The 22,801-nt window shown below is 56.8% G+C and carries 15 protein-coding genes; 9 read left to right on the top strand and 6 right to left on the bottom strand.

All coding sequences use genetic code 11. The features are described from left to right. Together AC1DQR_RS04730 and AC1DQR_RS04725 are read right to left on the bottom strand one after the other, a co-directional pair. Positions 1-1,110, bottom strand: a complete 1,110-nt coding sequence (locus AC1DQR_RS04730; protein WP_416050318.1) for a bifunctional nicotinamide-nucleotide adenylyltransferase/Nudix hydroxylase — start codon at positions 1,108-1,110, stop codon at positions 1-3. Further along, positions 1,107-1,550: a GNAT family N-acetyltransferase gene (locus tag AC1DQR_RS04725; protein ID WP_416050317.1), complete on the bottom strand. Its 444-nt coding sequence runs from the start codon at positions 1,548-1,550 to the stop codon at positions 1,107-1,109. The genes AC1DQR_RS04730 and AC1DQR_RS04725 overlap by 4 nt, the downstream gene beginning before the upstream one ends. Positions 1,551-3,175: 1,625 nt before the next feature. On the opposite strand from AC1DQR_RS04725, the gene AC1DQR_RS04720 reads away from it, so the two are divergent. Continuing rightward, the gene (locus AC1DQR_RS04720) at positions 3,176-3,472 is read left to right on the top strand and encodes a hypothetical protein (RefSeq protein ID WP_477132616.1); all 297 of its coding nucleotides are present in this window, start codon (positions 3,176-3,178) and stop codon (positions 3,470-3,472) included. Positions 3,473-4,465: 993 nt separating this feature from the next. Here AC1DQR_RS04720 and AC1DQR_RS04715 read toward each other — a convergent pair. From AC1DQR_RS04715 to AC1DQR_RS04700, 4 genes are all read right to left on the bottom strand, one after another. After that, the gene (locus AC1DQR_RS04715) at positions 4,466-5,203 is read right to left on the bottom strand and encodes a hypothetical protein (RefSeq protein ID WP_477132615.1); all 738 of its coding nucleotides are present in this window, start codon (positions 5,201-5,203) and stop codon (positions 4,466-4,468) included. A gap of 727 nt (positions 5,204-5,930) precedes the next feature. Continuing rightward, positions 5,931-7,745 (bottom strand): ATP-binding protein, encoded by a 1,815-nt coding sequence (locus AC1DQR_RS04710; RefSeq protein ID WP_477132614.1) that lies wholly within the window; start codon positions 7,743-7,745, stop codon positions 5,931-5,933. Continuing rightward, complete coding sequence (locus AC1DQR_RS04705) at positions 7,742-9,037, bottom strand: dsDNA nuclease domain-containing protein (RefSeq protein ID WP_477132613.1); 1,296 nt, start codon at positions 9,035-9,037, stop codon at positions 7,742-7,744. The genes AC1DQR_RS04710 and AC1DQR_RS04705 overlap by 4 nt, the downstream gene beginning before the upstream one ends. 314 nt (positions 9,038-9,351) lie before the next feature. Beyond that, a complete protein-coding gene (locus AC1DQR_RS04700; RefSeq protein WP_477132612.1) occupies positions 9,352-11,061 on the bottom strand; it encodes a DUF4236 domain-containing protein in 1,710 nt (569 codons plus the stop codon). A gap of 618 nt (positions 11,062-11,679) precedes the next feature. Here AC1DQR_RS04700 and AC1DQR_RS04695 point away from each other — a divergent pair. The 8 genes from AC1DQR_RS04695 to AC1DQR_RS04660 all read left to right on the top strand — a co-directional run bounded on the left by AC1DQR_RS04695 (position 11,680) and on the right by AC1DQR_RS04660 (position 22,740). Further along, positions 11,680-12,516, top strand: a complete 837-nt coding sequence (locus tag AC1DQR_RS04695; protein ID WP_477132611.1) for a vWA domain-containing protein — start codon at positions 11,680-11,682, stop codon at positions 12,514-12,516. 13 nt (positions 12,517-12,529) lie between these two features. Next, the gene (locus AC1DQR_RS04690; protein WP_477132610.1) at positions 12,530-13,261 is read left to right on the top strand and encodes a hypothetical protein; all 732 of its coding nucleotides are present in this window, start codon (positions 12,530-12,532) and stop codon (positions 13,259-13,261) included. Between the two features lie 153 nt (positions 13,262-13,414). Further along, the gene (locus AC1DQR_RS04685) at positions 13,415-14,998 is read left to right on the top strand and encodes a serine/threonine protein kinase (protein ID WP_477132609.1); all 1,584 of its coding nucleotides are present in this window, start codon (positions 13,415-13,417) and stop codon (positions 14,996-14,998) included. Between the two features lie 61 nt (positions 14,999-15,059). Beyond that, entirely contained in the window at positions 15,060-16,532 is a 1,473-nt protein-coding gene (locus AC1DQR_RS04680; RefSeq protein ID WP_477132608.1) for a PIN domain-containing protein, read from the top strand. A gap of 527 nt (positions 16,533-17,059) precedes the next feature. Next, positions 17,060-18,397: an SIR2 family anti-phage-associated protein gene (locus AC1DQR_RS04675; RefSeq protein WP_477132607.1), complete on the top strand. Its 1,338-nt coding sequence runs from the start codon at positions 17,060-17,062 to the stop codon at positions 18,395-18,397. Then, the gene (gene herA / locus AC1DQR_RS04670) at positions 18,394-20,136 is read left to right on the top strand and encodes an anti-phage-associated helicase HerA (protein ID WP_477132606.1); all 1,743 of its coding nucleotides are present in this window, start codon (positions 18,394-18,396) and stop codon (positions 20,134-20,136) included. The genes AC1DQR_RS04675 and herA overlap by 4 nt, the downstream gene beginning before the upstream one ends. 47 nt (positions 20,137-20,183) lie before the next feature. Then, positions 20,184-21,599, top strand: a complete 1,416-nt coding sequence (locus AC1DQR_RS04665; RefSeq protein ID WP_477132605.1) for an RES family NAD+ phosphorylase — start codon at positions 20,184-20,186, stop codon at positions 21,597-21,599. Positions 21,600-21,603: 4 nt separating this feature from the next. Further along, positions 21,604-22,740, top strand: coding sequence for a hypothetical protein (locus AC1DQR_RS04660; protein WP_477132604.1), 1,137 nt, complete (start codon positions 21,604-21,606; stop codon positions 22,738-22,740). Positions 22,741-22,801 lie beyond the last annotated feature (61 nt).

Raw genomic sequence — 22,801 nt, 5'->3', positions numbered from 1 at the left:
TCAGCCCGCCGGCTGCGCCTCGCCGTCGAACAGGTGCAGGAAGCGATCGAGGATCAGCAGGTGATCCTCGAACATCTGCCCTTCCAGCGCCAGCAGCTCCTGTTGCGGTACCCAGCGCACCGCGGCCGCGTCGTCTGCGGCGGCCACGGCCGGCAGCGCATCGAGCGGCAGGTCGAAGAAGAAAGCGTGGGTCAGCGTGCGCCCGCGCTGGCTGCGCTCGGGATGATCGAACAACACCTGGTCGCGCAAGGATTGCTGCAACGCCGCCTTGGGCAGCCCGAAGCGCGTCTCCTCGTCGAGCTCGCGCAGCACCGCGTCGGCCACGCGCTCATGCTGGTCCAGGAAACCGCCGGGCAGCGCCCAGGCGCCGCGGCCGGGCTGTCCGCCGCGGCGAATCAGCAGCACCTGGCCGCAGCAGCGCACCACCGCATCCACGGTCACGAAGACCGGCGGATACGGCGCGGCGGCCCAGCGGCGGCTGTGGTCCTGCAGGAAGTGGTACTCGGCCAGCAAGGCCGCAAACGCTTCGCGCCCGGCGAACTCGCGCAGGAAGGCGGCCACCGGCTGCGGCAGCACGCTCTGCAATCCCTCCAGCCCGCCCTGCTGCTCGAACCATTGCCGGCGCACGTCGGCGGCGTTGAGCTGCCCGAAGCTGGGCTGCGGCACCAGCTCCCAGCCGGGAAAGTCATTCAGGTAGCCCGAAGAGGCATCCTTGAAATGCCCGAACAGGCCAACGCGCGGCGTGCCGTGCGCGCAAGCCTCGATCGCCGCGCCCGCCACGGCGCGCACCGCCGCCGTCCAGCGCGCGCTTTCGTAGTAGTCGCGCACCGCCACAAAACGCAGGTCGGCAACGCGCGCGGCGTCCCATGCCGCGACAGCGCCCTCGATCATCTGGCGACGCTCATCCGCGGAAAACGGATTCTTGACGGTGCGGGCGCCGCCGGCGGAACCCAGCACCACGATCACCGTGCTGGCCTGCGCCAGCGCCTGGCGCAACATGGCGAAGTGACCATTGTGCAAGGGTTCGAAACGGCCGATATAGACCAGGCAATCGAAGGGGACAGCGCTCGCCGGCTGGGTCGGTTCGGTCTGGTTCGTCGGGTAGATCATTTCAGCTCGCAACACATGCATAGCGGCAGCGCGCCTTCTTGCTGCCGGAACTCGCGCGACGCGCGTACCTCCGGCGGCAGGCGATCCGCCGAGATCAGCGAGAAGCCGTAGCGGGCAAAGTAGCTGGGGCAACTGGCGCTCAGCAACACGGCGCGCGTGCTGCCGTTGGCGCGGGCGCGCATGAGCATGGCGGAAACCATATGGGAGGCGATGCCGCGATCGCGATAAGGCGGCAATACCGCGACCGAGCGCACGACCACGGTGTCGCCATAGCCTTCGGCGCCGGCGCAACCGACAATGCCGCCGTCGAGCACCGCAATATGGAACAACGCCAGCGAGGGATCGAGATCGTCGCTGGCGAGGCCACATGCTTCAAGGACTTCCGCGATTGCCGGCCAATCGGCCGGTTGTGCGGCGCGGATACGCAGATCTCTTGTCATTGCAATTATCTCCCCGCCACGCACGATGGCGGAGGTTGTCATGGATGGACTGCGCTGACTTCACACTACATGATTCGAGCGACTTGTTCCAGCGGGGAAAACGGCATAAGCAGCGCCTTATCCACCGAATGAATGAGGCGGGGCCAAGGCAAAATAGCCTGGCGGGAAAGGGAAAGAACAAAGGGAAATGGAAAGGAGCGCGAAGCATCGCGGCGCCCGGCTGCATGGCGCGATCGCCCTGGCCATGACCGGAATACTGGAGGCGGGGGAACGGAATTGAACCGCCGTGTACGGCTTTGCAGGCCGTCACAAGCCTTGAAAAATCAAGGAGTTACAGAGATTTCCACCTACTTTTACCACATGCGCCACCTGAGCCACCTGCGACGCTATACGTCGACTTGTCTAGGCTAGCACTTCCCCGAAAATCTGCCGAGGTAGCTCGCCCAGCTGGACCTGCAAACGGGCCACATCGTCCGCCTGGTTACACCTCGTCGCCCTACCCTGCCTGCTGGTAGGTTAGAGCCCATACAGGGCCTGAGCAACCCCGCTGGCGACTTTTGCCCAACGGGCGCGACGTCCAGCGAAGCACGTCACCGAACGGTGCACACCATGACGGCGACATTGTATTGACATATAAGCTGGGCTGCGGACGGAACGCGCGACAAAGTCCACCCAGCAAAGCGTCTTCGCCAATCACGCCGCCGCACAGCTTTTGTCCTCCGCCCATGAACGGCAACGGCCGGCGCCTCTCTGCCAAGCTAAGCTGCGACTCTGAGGCATTTACCACGTCATCCCCGTCCTACAATCCAAGCGTTCGTCGCCTTTGGTGTTGAGCAAACGCCAGCTTCTCTCTACCGTCACTCTCCTCGCATATAAACGCAGCGCTTATACCAAGAGACGGAGGAGGGGGGCAAACCACCGCGGCCGTCACGAAGTGCGCCAACGCGGGGAAGTCATGGGCGCGACCTGGGTGCGTAGGCCAGAGGGTGACTGGGGCGTCGTGTGTGCGCCTAAGTCTGGCCAGTGTGAGCGACACGGCGACTCGCATGCTCCAATAGTTTTTTGCTTGGATGCGTCGCACGTCCCCTGCCTGCCGGCCGGGTTGGGGGTGCTTTCGCTCCTCCGAAAAAGTTCTTCCCAAAAAAAGAGCCTTAAAAACTCCTTCTCAAGAGATTGAACTTTATAGAGGAGCCCTTCCGCATGAGCTTGAACTTGCTCGCGTTAACGCCCAGCGCGGCGTCTGCCACGCCCTCGCGCTTCGCGCACTTGACCAAGGGCTTCATTTGATGAAGTGCGCCGCGAGAATACCGAGTGTCACCCGCATACTCTCTATCCGACAGCGTGAAGTGCGCCGGGACGGGCCCACTCAAACGCGGCCAGCGAGAGCAACTTGCATACCGTCGCCAAAACGTGTTTGCGATGGCTTTCGGAATCGTCAACGATGACATTACCGAAAACTCCGAGACGTCGAACTGGCGATATGACATTAAACAGGACATGAACCCTTCCTTTAACATCATCACCAAACTTGATTATTTTTTAAAATACTCTTTCCACTTGCTCGCTACAGGTTAAAGGAACGACTTACGTTCCCCCACTGGTACGTCACCCAAAAAGGGCAACAGATGAACGTAGAACTATCGAAAACCACTCCCACATCAACAATGCTGACTGACTGGGAACAGCACATTCTCAGAAAACTTGACGACCTGCTGGAGCGCTGGCATATGCAATGCCAAGAGCCGCCCGAAGCTGGAGTGCTGTCAAGCGGGGAATATACTGCGCTCATCATTGCAGCGGGCTATGAAGAGTCTCTTGGACACTCGCCGCTTCAACGCTTTCTACTGCTAGAAAACTGGCTGCAACGGTGGATTCTCGAGCGCCGAGGGTGGGGGCGATTTGCTGGAACGACCATTGGTTAGTCCCGCCACATTTCTTCCAAAGAACGAAAACCCGCGGATATCGTCGTAGTTTCGACCACGACATACCTCCCTGCTAGCCATCAAGGTATAGACAGTCCCTGGCACGACACGGAACGCCAGATTGCGAAAGACGAGCGCAAGGACCGCTTGTTTGCAACGGCCGGCGTGCCTTTCATGAGATTTCGTCCGGTTGGCAGTCCATCTGAGGATGTCATTCGAGGGCAGGTCGCCGAGCATTGGAGCGAGTTGGTCGGAACGCTGCGTAGCGATATCCCAAGATACGACCAGGCGAGAAAGCTGCTGGAAGACCTATCGGGAGCCACAAGGTGAAGAAACAGCATGTGCATGCACGCACGTACCTGCTCGCGGTCAAGATAGAGCATTTACATGCAGGGTGGCATGGCTAGAACTCGAGCAAATCTTCCGCCAAGTCTTCGAGGTTGCCATGACGAACGAGGATGCATCCGCTGAGTTGGGCGGGCTTTACATCAGCACCAATCGCGACCTTCCGCCATTAGCGAATTCGCGGTACACGCCTATAGACATCATCAACCAGGTTCAGATGTCCGCAGGGTTTAGACGACTGAACGTGATGCACACGTTCAAAAGCAAGTAAGACGAAGAGCCATGGGCAGAGCCAACAGCCGAAGCCGGCGCTTCACTATGGCTTGGACAAGATGCAACGGGCAGTGTTGCAGTCTTTGTCGCGCCCTATAAATCTGACGTGCACAGCGTGCTCGAAGACAACTTCATCATTGGCCGACATAGCTGGGAAGGTGGTATCGCGGAAAGACAGCTCCGGCGATATTTCAACACTGCTCTGCCACAAGCGCTCACCGCGGTATGAACTTGGCCTCCTACATACTCCGGTTACGCCTGCGGGCGAAGGATATTCCCTATAGGACGAAAGCGATAGCCAGCGGTCAGCTGGCTAGCTACGACTGTTGTAACTCTCTATGCCGGAGGCAAAATTCTCGGTTGAGACGAAGCGATTCAGGATGCTCCCGCGTTGACGTACACGCGGAAGTACACAGCGACCCGTTTCCCTTCGACGCTGCGCTGATGATTGCAGTGTGGAACGTTGCCTCCAACTAAGTAGGCGTGTCCGGCTCGTCCCAATACCACGCTCGCTGGTAGGTCATTGCATGCTTCGCCGACCTCCAGCAGGGATTTTGCAAGCTGAGGTCCGGAAAACATAGCAAGCTTTTCTCGTACTATCTCCGCCTGCGTCGGCCAATATAGAAGCGCGCCGTCCTCTTCTTTAGCGACGTCGTCAAGATAAATGCCCACGACCGCAAATGGAACGTTGGGAACTTCGGTATTCGCACCATCAGTCAATCCATCGACATGGGGGCCGAAATGAACGTCGTCATCCGTGCGCACAGCAATTTGCGGCGGCATAAACGACTTTCCCATGTCGACGTGACGAAACCACCGGTTCATTGCCTGCACCACCAAATTTGACAGTTGTGCCAGGGGAAGACTATTTGAATTGGAGCTCCATTCCTTGGTGCAATTTTTGACTATCTGCGGACATGCAGTGCCATAAGCAAAATCGCGTCGCTCTTCATCGTCTTTGCCTGGGTGATAGTCAGCAATAATCTCGTCTCTTAGTCGAGTAACGAGGTCAGAAGGAATCTGCAACTCAAGGGCCGTAACGCAATCACGGTACGCGTCTTGGTTAGTAACGGAGCCGTCGCTCGCGCACACTGAGGTGGTTGAGATATTCATATTTCTTCTTATGACTTAGATGTGAGCGAATATTCTACATTGCGGCTCCCACGAAGACGCTAGTGCGGCCGGCAGGGTCCGCGAGCCTCACTTCGACCTAGGGGGCATCCTGGACAGAGATTGGGCGTCTTGCCCTTGGTGCTACCGCAAGGTGCACGAGATGGAAGCGGATGGTGTGGTTGTTATGGAGGCTGACTGGGAGGCAGCAGCGGCGGCGAGCGGAATCAGTCGCCCCGGCTTCGGGGATTCGATACACCCGCACGAAATGCGGCTCCTTCGGCATCGAAGCCGCCTCGCTTGCCGGCCCGGGTGTCTCTCAGGTGACGCGGGAAGAACTTGCGCAATTGAGAGCGTATGGACATCTGCCGCTCATCCAGCGGGACAAGCGAGGGTCCGCATCGGGCCTGGCCGCACATGAAACATAGAGGCATGCGGCCTTCCATTGTTGTGGGACTGAGGAACAGCATCATGGGGAAACAACCGCTTGCCGGCGAAATGCCATCTTCCGGGAGAGACTTCGAACCAGCCACCTGCGCACATCCAGGGTCAGTACGTGTCGCCGCGCTGAATCTGGTGCCGACGGCAGCATCATCGATTCCGCAGCCATCGCTTCTGCACGGCGATTTGACGTCCGTGAAGCGGCTATAGCTCCACACGTAGCTACTGTCAGGCTCGCCGAGAATCCCGCTCATAACCGTCATGACGCCGCATTAAGACCGGGGGCAAGTCAATCATCCTCGTCTTCGTTGTCATCCACGACAGGGGCGTCTACATCTGCATCGTCGTCTTCACTCTCACCGCTATCTTGTGCGGCGGCCTCCCGCTCAATGCGGATAGCTTCCTGCATCGCCTGTACCAACGGAGCAAGCATCTCCAAGCACACTCGGTACTCAGACTCACGCAACACATTGCGTTTTTCTTCGAAATTGATGATGCGGCAGTGTTCACGCCCCTGCCAACTCTCAGGCACAGACTCATTCGCAACGAAAATTTGATGAGGTGCCGTATGGCCGTAGATTGCGTTTAGGAGCTTCGCCGTGTTCTTGTCGTCGAGACCCTGCTGGCGCGGAGTGTCGATGATGAAGGGGAAGCGAGGCCCACTGCCGTATTTGGCATTGATTTCGAGCAGCGCCAAGTGCATGGCCAAGTAGATACGCGGGCCGGAGCTGCCCGACGCCATCGCCGGCCGAGCCCCAATTTTGATGCCCTTAATCTCTGCAGCCGCAATGCCCAGCCGGTCCGCGTGAGACTTAACTGACTCCCTGAATGACTTGCGAACTTCCTTTACACGGTCTTCGTCAGTCAGCTTCGCGAGCTCCTCTTGCAGCGCCTGCTTATTCTCATCGAGCTCATCGATATGGTGCCTCAAGTCTCGACGAGTTTTTTCATAAGCGAGCGCGATGGTGTCCAGACTTTTCGCGATAACAATGTCAGAAACACTGCTCTCCCCTCGGTAACGCTCCATCGAAGACCGAAGCTGCCCCATTCTGGCAGTGACATGATTCAACTGGACACGAAGCTTCACTTCACGGTCGCGCAGCTTCTCCAGCTGTCCTCGCACTTTCAGGACAAGTTGATGAGCGTCCTTGGCGTCGGACGCCAGGTCCAGCCTGGCGCGGAACGTCACACCGTGCTCTTGGCCGCATGTCGGGCAGGCCAGCTTGCCGTTATCGGGCACCCTCGTCAGGTAGGCCAAATCCTCGACCAGGTCCTGCTCCGCGCGGGTGACCATCCGCAATTCGGCCGTCCGCTCCTGGAGTTGTTGAGCCACGTCGAAAAGCTCCATGCGGACCTTGTCTTCTTCCTTGCCGAGCTCAGCGACCTTTGCGGACATTTCCCTCAATTCTTGAGCGAAAAGCGCCTCGTCCAGCTTGGTTTCCGTAGACGGAAGCATCGCCTTGACCTGTTCATAGGCTTTCGCTTGAACCTTTGCCTGTGCGCGAGCCTCCTTCAGCTGATGTGCGAGTTCGTCGCGCGTGAGCTGGGCCTCGAAATATCGCTGCGGTCGCAGGCCGGTAAATGATTCGAAGACCGGCAATTCCCAGCGAGCAAACTGCGTCAGGCGCTTGAAGTTGCTCCACTTTCTGCCCCAGCCACCTTCCTGGTCGATATAGAACGGGAGCAAAGCGTATTCAGGCCCGGCAAGCGCAAACGCCCCCTCCTGATGCCGCTGCAGCTTCAAAGGGAATTCGAACCGGGCTGCAAAGAACTTCGCCCAGGCTGAAGCGCTCTCCGTGCCGATAAGCAGCTTCCCCTCAGCATCGAACGCCGCCCGCTGATGGGTACCCCGCCGCGTGAACGTGTATCGCGTACCGTCAATGCTCAGGTCAACGCTTGCGACAAGGTTTGAATCCCAATTGCCAGCATCACGTGCCGTCGGCTCGCAGCCGAGCGCCCACACAAGATGCTTCAGGATGCGAGATTTGCCAGTCTCGTTCTCACCCGCGAGTAGGTTGTGGGTGGGGCTGAACGAGATTTTCCTCGCGCTCTCGTCCCTTTCTGACACTAGCCAAAGCGCGTGATAAACGACGGTCCGCTTCATTCTTTGTCCTCAGATTGCGAACCAGGCGGAACAGATGGTAGTTGCTGTATAGGATTTGCATTTTGAATAGTCATGGACATAAGACAATACAGGTACTCGCGCTTATACAGGTACGCGTCGGGAAGTGCTAATTTCTCAAAGTCTTCGTACCATGCCGCGAAGATATCAACAACCTTCGGGTGCTCCTCGTATTCGGAATTTTTCTCGTATAGCGCCTTCAGGTGCGCTGCCACCATGGGAACAGGGCCGGCACGATTCGTGATTTCGACACACGCGCGCGACAGCTCACGCTTCATTTTGCTGACTAGGGCAAACGGCGCCAACTCAGCGTTCAGCCGGCTGATGACGTCCTGCACCTGCTCTTCTGTGGAGATTCGCGCGTCGTTCGCAGCAACCAAATAGGTGTCAACATCGCTGCGGGTCACTGCGCGTTCAAGCAACTCCGGAAGATTTTTGGCAAATCGCGTTGTGCCGGCGCGCTGATGCACATAGGAGGCTATCACGAGCACCGCGAGCATCGTGGCCGCGCCACTCAATTGCAATTCGCTCCCAATCTGCATTTCAGCAAGCTCGCCAGCGACGTGCTTGTGCGGGTCGGCAATAGGACATTCACTGACAAGCAAACCAAAATCCGAGAAGTCGATTGGCTCGTCGGCGGGCACCCCAAGCTGGCTCCGCACCTTTTCCTCAAGGTCCTCTCGAATCTTGCTATCCAACCCCATCAGCTCAATGCTCGATAGCATCGTCGTGGCGCCGGCGGAATCAGGAATCTCGTATTTGGCATTCGACGCGAACTCCAACCGCGACTGCGACAGTTCTTTGAACCGCCTGCGATGCGCGTAGAGCTTCGCTAAGAAAGACGGCTTCGGCGCTTTGGATTTGGTTTTCCGGGGCTTCTTTGCAGGCTTCCCGTCCGCAGGAGGCTGCGCGTCGCTTGGTGGTGACGCGTCGGTAGCCGCATCGTTCGCGGCGGGCGCGTCGTCACCCTTCTCGGGGGCGATAAGGTGGTGCAACTTCCAATGCGTAGCCGTCTCGTGCTTCTTCAGCTGCACGAAGCGAACCGCCGTGGGCGCGGTCGAAGAGTTGAGCACAGCTACGTCCTGCTGCCATTCGAGGACGACAGCATAGTCTTCGCCGTTTTTGTAGGCTTTCAAGGCCTCAAGCACCGCATGCCATACCTGGAAGTTGAAACCACGCGAAGCGTGTTGACCGCCGATTTCATCCCCTTTGAAATCGCGGAACAGGTCCGATACGACTTGCTCTAACGGCAGTTCTTTTTGTATGCCTATCATGAGGGCTATTAAATTCGGTTCATGATGCGCATATTCGTTCCGGATTTTTTATGCATTCTTGCCAGAGTGGCTATTTTCTGTGCCCTTACGTCGCTTGTCGAGCTTTTTTTATACTGCGGGAACCAAGAACCATGTAAAAGCAGCTACCCCAAACATTTGAGCGTATGGGGAGGCTTGTGGCTCCTCCCTTTTCACCGTGGTGCCAGGGAGATGGTCCGGCCATGCAGGAGAGCCGACCATCCCTCAATCGGGGGACGTATGGCAGTCGCCACGCCACAGTGGACCCGCTGGCCGCCGGTGCCGATACAGCTAGGTCACTGCCCGGCAGCATCCCCCGTATTTGCAATCTCGGAGAGCACTACCTTTTGGTCCGCGTACCAACGCGCTAGGCATTCTCGGTCGTGACACTGCCGCTCGCGGAAGTTCCACTGAGCCCGTGTCCGCTCCCTAAAGGCAGCCTGGTCTTTGGCAGCAGCCTTCGCCTCGGCGTAGATACGCGCAAGCCGCACATCATCCGCCGCCAGTTCCGAGTCACTGCAGATAAGACGCTCTGCATCTGAGCGCGCCTTCGTGCAATCAAAGCTTGTCTGCATTGTTGGTGCAGCTGATGCTGCGACCTCAGTGCCGATACTCATTCCGTTTTCGCGTGCCCAGCCGGCCAGAGGAGTCTCGCTAATAGGTAGCTCTGGCCACTGGTATCCCTTCACCATGGCGTTGCTCGAGGAGGTCAGGGTTTCGCTGAACACAAGGTCACCTTTACCTGTCGCCTCGTTGATGGCAAAGGCTGCCTGGTCTGTGCCACAAGAATGAGCCTTGCAGCCCTGAGCGACGATGTATCCATTCTTCGATTGGATGCCAGCGGAGTTGGTCACGGCAAGACGTTCGGCGATTTTTTCCCAGTCAGCGCGCGATATGTTTCTGAAGGCCGCACGAAAGCGGCGGTCATTCACGACGTGCGACGGATACTTCCCCACGAGCCAGCCGAAATCGGTACCTGAACGACTTGCCTTGGAAGGCACAGTCGCTGTTTCGGTCACCGGCGCTTCCCGCCCAGTTGTCGCGGCCTGTACAGGAGTGTCGCTCTTGTTAGTGGATTGACGTGGAGATACAGCCAGCACGTAGACCGCAGCGACCAAAATCACCGCCCCAAGCCCGATGGCCTTCTGCGACACGTAGTCGTTGCCTTCGGTGACTGCCGGCCGGGGTGTCACTTCAAGGGTCACCAGGGAGTCAAACCGCTCGTTCGTCTCCGCAATCGCCGTAGTGGCCGCAGCTTTCTTGCGCATGAACGTTAATGTGCGATAGCCTCCGAACGCGAGTGCAAAACCGACTAGGGTCAAACCGGCTGGTACGATGTGGGCAAGCATCAAGGAGCAACCGAACAGCCCAGCTAAAAGCGGCGCCATGAACGCCGGGGGTTTCGGCCACGCACGAACGCTACTCTGGAGCGCGCCTGACGCGGCTTCCAGCTCAGCATGAGTTCCGTGATGTTCCGCGCACTTCCTCTCTATATCGTACACCGCCAGCATCGCCTTCTCTTTCTCGGCGAGCGAAATCGAGCCAATGTCAATGGCAAGCCCGATAGCTTTTGTGGTGACTTCGAATTCCCGTGATAGCGTCTCGAGAACGGGCTGATGCTCCTCCAGGGTGACGGCCTCACCCAAGTCACCTGCCGCGACATACACGCCGTGAGAGATGAAGTACTGCACCAATGCAGTCGACGTCCGAGTCTGCACCATCGAGACGAAATCCCAGGTTGCCTGCTCTCGTTTCGATAGGCGCTCGGTGCTTGTGGCGCCGATACGACCGCTACCTGCGACCACGGAATTGATAGGACGAGACGTCCTTTGAGAATTGAAGTGATGTGCATACCGGATTCCGGTGCCGGGGATGCTTGCTGTGACACGTCCGCGAGAGTTGTAGGTAAACCCTCTGCCGCCAATTGACGTGCTTACGCCGCTCTTGCTGAAGTTAATACGAACACCCGGCGCCACTTTGATACTTTTTCTAAAGCTCCAGCCCATAATCCCGCCCCCCTGGAAATCTCGGTCATCAATTCCTTAGGTCCACACTCATTACGAGAAGCTACCCTAATTCGGGCGATTCGAAACCAATCGAGAACCTGAGGGAAGTCGAAGGGAGCTATCAAATTCGTTCATGGAATTCGCTTTTAGTCCCATTATTCGAGCGTTCCGCGAGCATAGCGCAGCTGAGAGACATCGATAGATGTCTCCACCCCCCACACAAGAGGGGTGCGAGCAATCTACGAGAGCTTTGATTTTGCGTTGCACAGCAACATACATGAAGGAGCACGGTCCTCCTAGTGTGGTCTGCGCGAGCCGAAGAGATGAACGATATATCGCCCGCGAGGCAGAAACCGGCATTGCGGCTGGAGGTCCTCAATCGAAGCTGCGCTTCAAGTTGACACGCCTGGCCCACAGTGAGTCATGACCTAGGAATGGAACATGGTGCCAACAGGAGGACGCCTCGCCTGCCCCCCCTCCTTTAGTGGGGGCATGGAATACTCCTTTGAGGCCGTACAGTGACAGCTTTACCTATTTTCAGAAACTCCCCGCATAGTGGTCTTGCTCACGAACTTGTGGCTACCGCCGTGAACGTCAGAGTTTAACCCGGAGAAATGCGTGGCATATCAAGCTCCCATCCAGCGAAGCACCCCGACAGCCTTCCTGTTTCTCGTCGACCAGTCCGGGTCGATGGCAGATAGGATGGCGGGCATCGAGAGAACAAAAGCTGAGTTCGTGGCGGACGTGCTCAATCGAACTCTGATGAATCTGGTCACGCGGTGTGCGAAGCCGGAGGGGACGCGAGATTACTTCCATGTTGGTGTAATTGGCTACGGGGCTCAGGGCGCACAGAATGCGTTCCAGGGCCCATTGGGAGTGACCACGCTAAATCCCATCTCGATGCTGGAAGCCAATCCACTTCGTGTGGAAGAGAGAAAGCGCAAGACAGACGACGGGGCGGGCGGCATTATTGAGCAGACGGTGAAGTTTCCGGTCTGGTTCGAAGCTCAGGCGAACGGGGGTACGCCGATGTGCCAGGCTATTACTACAGCAGCAGAGTCGCTTGCGGCCTGGTGCGATGAGCACCCGGATAGCTATCCACCTACCGTTCTCCATGTGACGGACGGTGAGTCGACAGATGGAGACCCGGAGGCATTGGCAGACACCCTCCGACAGTTCCAAACCAACGATGGAAATGTGTTGTTTTTGAATCTGCATGTTAGCTCTCGACCAGGTAATCCTATTGCGTTCCCTCCTTCGGAGGCCGGGCTACCGGACCAATATGCAAAGCTCTTGTATAGGATGTCGAGTGGATTGCCGGAACACCTTGTCCGATTCGCGCAGGACAAGGGGCTGAGCGCATCTTTCGAATCCCGCGGCTTTATGTTCAATGCCGAGGCCGCGGAGATTGTCGACTTCTTTGACATCGGCACTCGGGCATCCCAGTTGCGCTAGAGGACGTGCGGAGATGCTCAGCATCGACTTTGTGGCGTCTGTTCCAAAAGAGCTTGGCCACCCGGAACTGAATGAAGACTGCTTTTTCGCTGACGAAGAGACTGGGCACTTTGCACTTTCCGACGGCGCTTCAGAGTCATACGATTCCCAGACGTGGGCGCGGCTTCTCACAAGTCGCTACGTGGCTGCCCCTGAGTTCACCCCGGATTGGGTTGAAAGTGCCGTCGACTTATATCGTGACCGTTTCGACTTTGATAGCTTGTCTTGGTCGCAACAAGCTGCGTTTGATAGGGGGAGCTTTGCGACGCTTCTGACACTCGCCTGCCGGTCGGACTCGAACGAGCTAGACGTGTTTAGCATAGGCGATTGCTTGGCTGTACACTGCGTTGAAGGCAGGATTTCGGATAGCTTCCCTTTCACACAACCCGAACAATTTGATGCTCGGCCGGAGCTACTATCCACAAGGGGAGAGGCCAATGCATTTGTGGGTCAGCCGCTCTTCTATAAGAATCACACGGCTACTTGGCCGTTCATCCCTGGTGCCAAGGTTCTGCTTCTGACAGATGCGCTAGGACAGTGTCTACTTCGCGATATGAAAAGTTCGGGGCGAATGCTGCGAGCTCTGTTGGAAGTGCAAGAACTCAACGAGTTCGAAAGACTCGTGCTAGCCTTGCGCGCTACCTATGCTATTCGGCTCGATGATACGACCCTAGTTCGGCTTACCGTTGGTGCAAAGGTAGTCTGAAATATGGCATATCCTACGCTTGAGCAATATCAAGAGGCGCTTCAACACCCACGAGTAGCGTTTACTGACCCAGAGCTCGCAGCGGGTTCTATCCAGTCAACTGGGCTGGGCCTTCCGCTCGTAATCAGTGGCGGCTTCGCACTCACATATAAGGTGAAAGCGCAGAACCGGCAATTTGCGGTTCGTTGTTTCCACAAGGAGGCCAAGGGCCTTGAGCGACGTTACGAGGCAATCTCGCGAAGGCTGAGAGCGCAGAAATCACTGTATTTTCTTGATTTCGCCTATCAGCCGCAAGGCGTACGTGTGCTTGGCAATGTCCATCCCCTGATTCGAATGGAGTGGGCGTCTGGGGAGACTCTTGGAGAGTTTCTCGAGTCCAACTATAGCGATGCCGCCAGAATCGGAGCCTTGGAGAGTTCGCTTCAGGCACTGGCTGTCTATCTGGAACAACATGGTATCGCACACGGAGATATTCAGTCGGGCAATCTGATGGTTTCCCCAGACGGGAAGCGTGTCCAGTTAATCGACTACGACGGAATGTATGTTCCAGAGGTAGCCCGGTTGGGTGCTTCTGAACTTGGTCACCGCAATTTTCAGCATCCAGCGCGTACGAACCAGCAGTTTGACGCGAAGTTGGACCGGTTTTCATTCATCCAACTCAATCTCGCCCTTCGGGCATTGCGAGCAGACCCGACTCTCTGGTCGCGGACGCAAAGCGAAGCCGACGCGGTCGTCTTCCGAGCAAATGACTATGCCGCTCCAAGCAGTTCATTGGCTTTTGACGCCGTATCGCGCCTCCCAGGGTTGGAGCGCGATGCACGCAATTTTTCAGCTGTCTGCCGAGCGGGCTACGCGGAGGTTCCCACTCTTTCCGATTTTCTCGCTGGACGGAGTGTTCCTCAGCAGATTGTTGTCATCGATGCGGGTCGGGTTCAATCGCGCGATAGCACTCCCTACATTGGGCCCTATCCTGTACTCGATGCAACAAGTTTTGACGTATTCACTCGCCATGTCGGCCAGATGGTCGAGTTGGTAGGGTGCATCGTCGAAGTTACGCCAGGGCTGACCAAGCACGGAAAGAAACCGTACATTTTTATTAATTTCGCAGATTGGCGGGGCCGTACTGCGAAGCTCTCAATTTGGAGCGACGCGCTCGCCAAGATGGCAGTAAAGCCCGATGCTTCGTGGGTCGGCCGATGGGTTAGCGTCAAGGGGATGGTTGACCCGGTGTACGTAAACAAGAAGCTCAAGTACGAGCATGTTGGCATTACAATCTCGACAGCCCATCAAATCCAATCGATTGGTGAACCGGAGGCTAAGTACCGGCTAGGAAAGGGGCCCATTCGCGCAGACGGGGGGGCGGCAATAGACGTGGGAGGTGGGGCACGTGCAACAAATGGGGCTATGTTTGAACGCATGCGCGATGCCCAGGGTACACCTCCGCCACGCGTGACGGCATCAACGACAATACAAAGCGGCTCGGCGAACCAGCAACTCTTGAACCAGATGAGAGCCAAGTCGACCGGAGGCAGCGCAACTGCAGCTCCAAGCCCCTCCCATAATTCTCCCTCTCCGACGCATAGGACTGCGAATTCAAATACACCAAGTTCCTTCGGGGGCTATGGTAGCCAATCGAAGCACCAACACTCCGGTAAGAGCGCAAAAAATGGTGGATTGGCTTGGTGGGTCTGGGTGATTATCGCTTTCGTCATCTTCCTCTTTGTGGCCCGTCGCTAGGGCACCACTTTAGCCAAACAACGGCGGCCACGGTGCGCTGCAAGTTCTACGACATATTGCCATGCCAATTGTCATACTTGATACCAACGTATTCCTTCAGTACCGAGACTTGCGAGAGTTACCTTGGACCGAGCTCGTTGGTAAGGGCCGGGTCAATTTATTGATTCCACTAACAGTCCAAAGGGAATTGGAAAGGCACAAGGCGGATGGGAACTCACGTCGTTCAACTAGGGCGCGTAAGACCATTCCTCTTTTTAGGCAGTTAGTGCACTCCAGTGAGGAAAGTGTACTCCTTGATGGAACCAGCGATGTTCGCGTCAAGCTCATGCGTCTAAGGCGTCTTGACTCGGAAAAGTATCCTGAGCTCGACCTTAATGCCCCTGACCAGCGAATTATTGCGGAAATATTGCGTGCAATTGAGGATGGGTTAGAGGAGGTGCCGATTCTTGCGACTGCGGATACTTTTCTCTGCGGGGTCGCAAAGCAATTTGATGTGCGATTTGTCGAGTTGCCGGATGAATGGCGTCTGCCGGAAGAACCAGACTCACGTGGCAAAGAGCTGAAAGAGCTTCGGAGCCGCGTGGAACGACTGGAGGGAAACCGCCCAGCACTTTCGGTGAAGCTGTTCGACGGGGGCGGCCAGCAGTTGGAGCAACGTATCGAGTTTCTCGGTGACGTGTACGATGCCATGCGGCAAGAGCAGATTGAATTCCTCGTAGCAAGAGCGAAGGGGCGCTTCCCGCTTAAAGTTCCGACGGCCCCACCACGGCATAACGGGGCAGCAGGGTTTAATATAGCGCGCCTCGGCGGCCAGTGGGTGCCGCCGTCTGCGAATGAAATAGAGGCGTACGGGAACTCCGCATATCCGGAGTGGGTTGCCGCACTGCATGCGAAGCTTGAGCGTCTACATACGGACCTTGAGGCAAATGCAAGCGTACTCCGCATCCGAATTGAGGTTAGCAATCAAGGGGAGCGGCCCGCGGAGAAGGTCTTGGTCCGATTATTCGTCGATGGTGCGGCCACCATTATCACCGCGAATGGTAGCGCGGATTCAGCAGGCGTTATGCGTTTCGACGTTAGCCTGCCGAAGGCCCCTGCTCCTCCAGAATACGAGTTTAGGAGCTCCTTCACAGACTTCGCGTCTATTGGGTCGACGCTTGCTTCACCTCGTTTTGATACTCCAGTCTTTCCAGATATCTTTCATAGAAGCCAAGACCGAAACGCCTTCTACGCGCATGCCCGCGATGGGGAACTCACTACCATCGTGTATGAATGCGAAGAGTTTCGGCATCAGCACAAGGCGGGAGTATTTGACTGCGAGCTCTTCATCCCCAATCCACCGGATGGCGAGAAATCCAGCGCGCGACTACTCTGCCAAGTTCACGCTGCGAATCTATCACAGCCATTGGAGCTATCTATGCCGATTCTCGTAAGCCGTGTGAGCAAGGAGACAGGCAGGGTCGCTCTTGAGATGGTGGACTCGTTGGAGTTGGCGTCCAAGGAGCCAACCATAAAGGGAACGCGGCGATGGTAACTCAACCGAAGTGGCATTCTGACCGGTACAACGTGCTTACGAATCGCGACGCCTGCAGAAAGGCTTATGCGACCGCAGGGGAGCGCTTTGAGCTTCCCGCCCCCACCCAGCGCTGCCTAGGAAACCTGGAACTCGCCAGTCCACAGGTCGACAGAGCATCCAACAGCATGGTCGTAGCCGGATATCAATCGAGTCATCGCAATCTGTTCGCATCGTGCCGAAGTCCCATCCTGCCGCGCGCCTCCCAGATGTACGTCAATTCGTGTCACTTGATTCTTTCTTCAGCGTAATATGTGCGCTCGCCCACGCATGACCTTGCGTCTTCCGGGGCGTGAGAAGAAGGCCGAACATGGATGGAATAACTAGGCAATGCGCCCGGTGCCGTCCGCCATTGTGACGCCGTCGCTAGCCCCAAAGCAAAGAACATCAAGGCAGCGCAAAAAGTCGGAAACGTGAGTCAAGCGAAAGCTAGCATCCTATAATTTCCACTGCTAAATGCTCAGACCGAGCCATTCTAGGAGCGTTAGATGCCCTTTGTCGCCAACCGCGGTGGCACTCCCCTTTCCGACTCCAATGAACTATGCGCGCACTTGGCTTCCTTACTCAGGTTAGAGAACGTCGGCCTTCTGCTTGGCTCAGGGGCTTCTTGCTCGGCGGGTGGCCGGACTATGTACGGCCTCTGGGACACCTTCGTTTCCGAGTTTCAAGCTTCCGCCAACACGCTCGCCGACCTCCGATTCATTGGTCCAGCGAACCTCGCAGCGCCCCAACTGCGAGTGACTCCGAACATCGAGACTCTCATCGACACGTTGGAGATAGCACTCTCCGAATGGACTCGGGTAGCAGATGCAAACCTACCACGACTGCTGAGTGCAAGAGCAGACTTGTTCAGGGCGGTTGTTAAGGCGGCGATTCTGAGGCAGGAATGGTGGGAAGGCCCGTCAGGAGCACAGAACGATGAAGGCCTTCTGCAGCATCACCGGACCATACTTCAAAAACTCGCCGCGGCCCGCCAACCCGGCCAAGGAGCTCCTTGGGTCTTTACGACAAACTATGACCTAGCAGTCGAATGGGCTGCCGAGTCAATAGAACTGCAGGTGAGCAATGGCTTTCTCGGCGTTCACAGCCGACGATTTTCCCCTCAAAGCTTCGACCTAGGCTATCGGAACGTACAAGCACGTGGTGAAGCCCGCTTCGGAACCTACAACATTTATCTTGCCAAGTTGCACGGCTCCCTCACTTGGCAAGAGCAAGGCGACGAGTTGTTCGAGATTCCAGCTCCGCACGCGTGGGGTCGGCTGAATGCTTTCCTGACACAGCCGTGGCAGACAGAGCTTGGCTTCATGGTTCTCCCGCGAGCCGCTAAATACCTCCAAACCATCGGATACGTCCTTGGTGAACTGTTAAGACGATTCTCCGAGTTTCTCGCTAGACCACAAACTTGTCTCCTCGTTAATGGCTACGGCTTTGGCGACGCCCACATTAACCGACTAATGCGGTCGGCGCTGCTGAACCCAACGCTGCAGCTAGTGATTTACTCACCCGAGTTCGACGGCAATTCACTGGACGTCCGTGTTCCTGCTGCAGTTCGCCAGCTCCTGGCTCTTAAGAATCCTCGGGTAACTGTTGTCGGCGGCGGGCCAGAAGCCTTTCTCGACAAGCTCGCGCAACATCTTCCCGACCCGGCACTCTACGATGAAGATTTGCGAAAGCTGAAAGAAGCACTTCAAAGGCCGGCGGCAGCCATCCCAGTACCACCGTTTCCACCAGTACCGCCTTTTCCACCAGTACCACCAGTACCACGGGCACCCCTAGCACCGCCATTGCAGGAGCCACCTTACCCTCTGCCGGGAGCACAATCATGAACGGCCGGCTTCCGGTTGGCTATGTGGTGGAGGTAGATGGTGCCGATATCACACTTAATCTTCTCGACTTACACCGTGGCCAGTTCGCAGCCCACGCTTATGGCGTCTCCTCGGTAACGGAGGTCGGAAGCCTGCTTTGCGTCAGCAATGGTCCGCAAGCGCTAATAGTAAAAGTCTTGGCGTTGAGTTTTGCCGAACCAAAAGAGGCCCATCGCGCTGGCGTTGGCTCCAGCACCCATCAACTTGAGCCATTGCGCCATCTGCGTGGGGTTGTGGTCGGCCGTCTAGTTCGACGAGATAGCGGCCTGACGTTCGAACCGGATTCGCTGGCGACTCCACAATTGGGGGCCGAAGCGTTCCCCTTAGCGGGAGCGGAACTGGCGACCGTTCTCGGTAGCAAGGGCCATCTCGCTGCGCCGGTGACGCTTGGAACTGATTTACGAGGCGGCGGCGAATTGCATGTCGGCCTAGAAAGCTTGGTATCTCGGCACGTAGCCGTCCTTGGAAGTTCCGGCCAGGGGAAAAGCTGCTTCACAGCAGCTGTCTTGCAGCAGGTCATCAAGTTCCCGGCATCGCGCATCGTAATCTTCGACGTAAATGGGGAATACGAGGATGCATTGAGGTTGCAAGGACTGGCACCGGGCACGGTAAAGGTAACTCGAATCGGAGGAGCCGAACAGAACGCCTACCGCATCCCATATTACGCCTTGGGGAGGTACGGACTAAGCCGCCTCCTGATGCCAAGCGAAAAGACGCAGCGGCCAGCACTTGCCTTTAGCCTCCAGCACCTGCATCAAGTCCAATCATTTGCCGGCGGTGTTGGCCTCTCTACCGACACTAGGGCATTCCTCTTCGACGACTGCAGAACCGACGGCGCTCCGGACGCCTTTGCTCGGATAGGTCAGCTCCGAAGCAATGCTGTACCAGCTTCGACCGCTTGGCCGGGTATGGAAGCGCTCTGTGCTTTGGTTGCAGAAAGTCACGCAATCACCCCGGACCAGAGGACTGGATACAAAAGAGATGCCTTCTTCTTCTCTAACGTATCTCCTCTCGTCACCCGAATTCGCCGCTTCATAGACGACGAAATGTTCACAGACGTGGTCGATGTTCGAGGTGGAGCGCCGCGACAACCTGGCCTCAATTGGCAACGAGAATCGTCGCAACTCGTAGCTGACATCTTCGGGGACTCTATGTCCACTTGGCGCGCCCACGTTGTTGACCTCCGCCGGGTCACCCACGACCTGATGCCGTTCGTGATGGGCTCTCTTCTTGAATTATATGCGCACGAGCTATTCAAGCGCGGGCAAGAGAATAAGATTCCCACACTTCTCGTTCTTGAAGAAGCGCACCACTACTTGCGCCAGATTGGCAGTGGAGAAGAAGCAGCAGAAAACTCGCTTGCCTACGAGCGCTTGGCAAAGGAGGGACGGAAGTTTGGGCTGGCACTTTGGCTCAGTACGCAGAGACCTTCGGAGATATCACCTACCGTATTATCCCAATGTAACAACTGGGTGACGTTTCGCTTGACGTCCGAGAAGGACTTAAACGCAATCCAAGCTGCCTCCGAGTGGGCAGACCGGCGCGATGTCCGTAGAATCGCAGGATTGCCAAGACAGCACGCGATGGTATTCGGGGGAAGCCTTGCGATGCCTACACTCATCAAGACTACCACTGCCAATCCCCTTCCTCGTTCAGAGGATGGCCCGTTCGACTCGTGGGTGTATGAGCCCCTAGTCTGAGCCCCTCGCGCCATCGTATGCGCATGCCGACTTCAACCGAGTGTCCTATGGAACGGGATGATAACGACGTACCAATCTGCGTGAACTGCTTCAACGACGAGTTGTTGCAAAATGTAGTCCGAAAGCGCGGAAGCCGTGAGGTCTGCGCCGTCTGCGCTCGCACCGCCAAGGCACTGTCTTCGCGCCAGTATGCTCACCTGATTCAACCGATAATCGAGAGTCACTTTGAATGTGCACTCCCCGAGTATTCGATGGGGCGAATAGTGTCCCCTTCGGGGATGACCAACGTCGAGCTTGTTGCCAGGATAACGAAGTGCGATGACGACAAAGCTGCCGAACTCCTACTGTCCTCACTTCGAGAGGTCTGGTGGTGGGACCCTCGTGACGGAGGGGAAGACCCATTGGATGATGACCTTCGCTACAGACTGAATCCACTGCGTGACTATTCAAGCACCGGATGGGATGCCGTTGAAAAAAGCCTACGCACCCGCTCTAGATACTTCAACCCCGCGGTCGAGGAATGGCTTCATGACTTGTTCGCTGGCATAGATAAGGTCGCCAGCACTTCGGGTCAGTCAGTCATTCGGCTCATAGGTCCGTCAACCGAACCGATGAAGCTTTGGCGCGTAAGGCTCGCGGCTGATAGAAATCAAGCCGAGCTATTTGTCACGAATCCAGAGCAGGAACTTGGGCCGCCACCGTCCCGGTACGCGACCTCGGGCCGAATGAATGCCTCGGGCATATCCGTATTCTACGGTGCGGAGGACATCGCGACGTGCATCGCTGAGGTTCGTGCCCCTGCGGGAAGTTTCGCTGTAGCATCGCCATTCGAGATTGTGAGGGACCTTCGTCTCCTTGACCTCCCCGCTCTGTTGGATGCCCAGGCCGAAACTCTATCCCACTTCGACCCCGATTTCGTGAAGAAGCATCAGCGCGCGGCGTTACTACGAGATTTGAGCTATAGATTGCAGCAACCGACCTTACCTAGCGAAGAATCGACTCGATATCTTCCGACCCAAATGGTCGCCGAGTATCTGGGAACACGATGCTCTCCAGCATTTGACGGCGTGGTGTATGCATCCACACAAGCCGGCGGCTCAACGAGAAATTTCGTACTCTTCCAGCATGCAAGCACGCTGGTTCCCTTGCCTGTAGGCCAGCGTCGCGACGTAAGTGCTCAGACAGATTGGGAAACCGGTCAACTACAGCTCAAAGCGAGTTATGAGCCTGCGACGATAGAAGACGCGTTCGACTTTTTAGATAAATCCTTGGAAGAGGTTCCTTGTCTATCGGAACCTGCGCCGGAGCAGCCCACATTGCGCTTGCTGTGCTCGGAGATGCAACTCATCCGTATTGAAGCAGTGTCGCACTCCTTTTCGCAGGATGGAATCAGCTGGAAGGAGTCCGCTGCGCCTTCCCCGGAACCGCGAACCGCTCACAACAGCAGCAACCAACTTTTTTAGACGTATGTCAAAGACCGCCTATTCAAGCCGATTCGCGAAAGAGCTGGATGTGGAGCAATTGCTCATTTTGATGAACAGCGGCTCCGCCCTGCCGCACGCACAAGACTTAGGTTGGCTGCCGGCCACCTGGCGGGAGCATATTCGTCAAGATATCCGGTGCCCATCATGTGGCGCCGGAGAGACACAGATAGTGAGTGGTGCGACCTCCAAGCGGGCCACCTCACCCCTTCGGCAAGCGCATTTCCGGTTCACAGCACCAGACGGCCGAGATGCTCACCATCCGCTCTGCGACTTCAGCCCTGGGAATCTGCTGAAGGAAGACAAGGAGAGCTTGGTCGACCTCAGCTCTGAGCGCAGTGGTGAAACCCGCTTCATTCGACGCCTTGTATGCATTGGAATTGAGCAGAGTCACTTCTCTCAGGCGACTATTCGCTCGATGCGCCAATGGTATTTTGAGACGAAGGTAGAGAACCTGTTCACCGTTACCGGCACCGTTGAAGCCGTGGAATATCTGGCAAAGCTCGAGCGAATGATTCTCTACCCCGACTTCATACCGTTCCATCCCAGTCAAGGGGACCTTCCCGACTTTGACTGGGCTCTCGCCGCGCGTATTACCTTGGCGCGCGACGCGGCGGGACTGCGGAGGGGTACCGCTCGGACGCTTCTAGACGCGATACCTCGTGCTAAGAGTTTGATTGAGCGCTACCAGGGCCGTGAAGTTCTCAATCCATCCTGCCTAAAAGTGCCGTACGATAAAACGCTGAAACTATGCGCGCTCCTCGCGAAGAACTGTCGACATCTGAAATACAGCGACGGTGACGTTGCCGCGTTCCGCTTCCGTGGAGCCCCTCAGTTACTGCTCGCGTTTTGCTCGCTCCTGCTTCACTCGTCGAACTGGAGTATGGAAACCGCAGTCACAAAGCTTGCATTGGTACTGAAGGCGCCGGAGCCAACCGACTCTACACTTGGCAATGTCATTGGCTTGAATCCGTTCCATGACTATCTCGCCTGGGAGATTGTCCGTGAGGCTAGCGAGCTGGTCGAAAGAAGAGGAGCCATACCGGACTTCGATGCAGAGCTCCAAGCGGCCGAGGATGGACTACGTACTCAACACACAATCTGGAAGAGCCAGCAGCCGTAGAGCACCATTAGTCAATCCCACCATCAAAAAGGCACAGCTATTGATGAGTTGCCATCGTTAC

This window comes from Cupriavidus sp. 05L411, from assembly GCF_056398045.1.
Note: the sequence above shows the minus strand (reverse complement) of the source record. Positions and strands in the feature narration are given on the sequence as shown.

Bases quoted from the DNA above. Each gene is read 5' to 3' on its own strand.
- AC1DQR_RS04730 (WP_416050318.1), bottom strand. From the start codon at position 1,110: ATGATCTACCCGACGAACCAGACCGAACCGACCCAGCCGGCGAGCGCT.
- AC1DQR_RS04725 (WP_416050317.1), bottom strand. From the start codon at position 1,550: ATGACAAGAGATCTGCGTATCCGCGCCGCACAACCGGCCGATTGGCCG.
- AC1DQR_RS04720 (WP_477132616.1), top strand. From the start codon at position 3,176: ATGAACGTAGAACTATCGAAAACCACTCCCACATCAACAATGCTGACT.
- AC1DQR_RS04715 (WP_477132615.1), bottom strand. From the start codon at position 5,203: ATGAATATCTCAACCACCTCAGTGTGCGCGAGCGACGGCTCCGTTACT.
- AC1DQR_RS04710 (WP_477132614.1), bottom strand. From the start codon at position 7,745: ATGAAGCGGACCGTCGTTTATCACGCGCTTTGGCTAGTGTCAGAAAGG.
- AC1DQR_RS04705 (WP_477132613.1), bottom strand. From the start codon at position 9,037: ATGATAGGCATACAAAAAGAACTGCCGTTAGAGCAAGTCGTATCGGAC.
- AC1DQR_RS04700 (WP_477132612.1), bottom strand. From the start codon at position 11,061: ATGGGCTGGAGCTTTAGAAAAAGTATCAAAGTGGCGCCGGGTGTTCGT.
- AC1DQR_RS04690 (WP_477132610.1), top strand. From the start codon at position 12,530: ATGCTCAGCATCGACTTTGTGGCGTCTGTTCCAAAAGAGCTTGGCCAC.
- AC1DQR_RS04680 (WP_477132608.1), top strand. From the start codon at position 15,060: ATGCCAATTGTCATACTTGATACCAACGTATTCCTTCAGTACCGAGAC.
- AC1DQR_RS04675 (WP_477132607.1), top strand. From the start codon at position 17,060: ATGCCCTTTGTCGCCAACCGCGGTGGCACTCCCCTTTCCGACTCCAAT.
- herA (WP_477132606.1), top strand. From the start codon at position 18,394: ATGAACGGCCGGCTTCCGGTTGGCTATGTGGTGGAGGTAGATGGTGCC.
- AC1DQR_RS04665 (WP_477132605.1), top strand. From the start codon at position 20,184: ATGGAACGGGATGATAACGACGTACCAATCTGCGTGAACTGCTTCAAC.
- AC1DQR_RS04660 (WP_477132604.1), top strand. From the start codon at position 21,604: ATGTCAAAGACCGCCTATTCAAGCCGATTCGCGAAAGAGCTGGATGTG.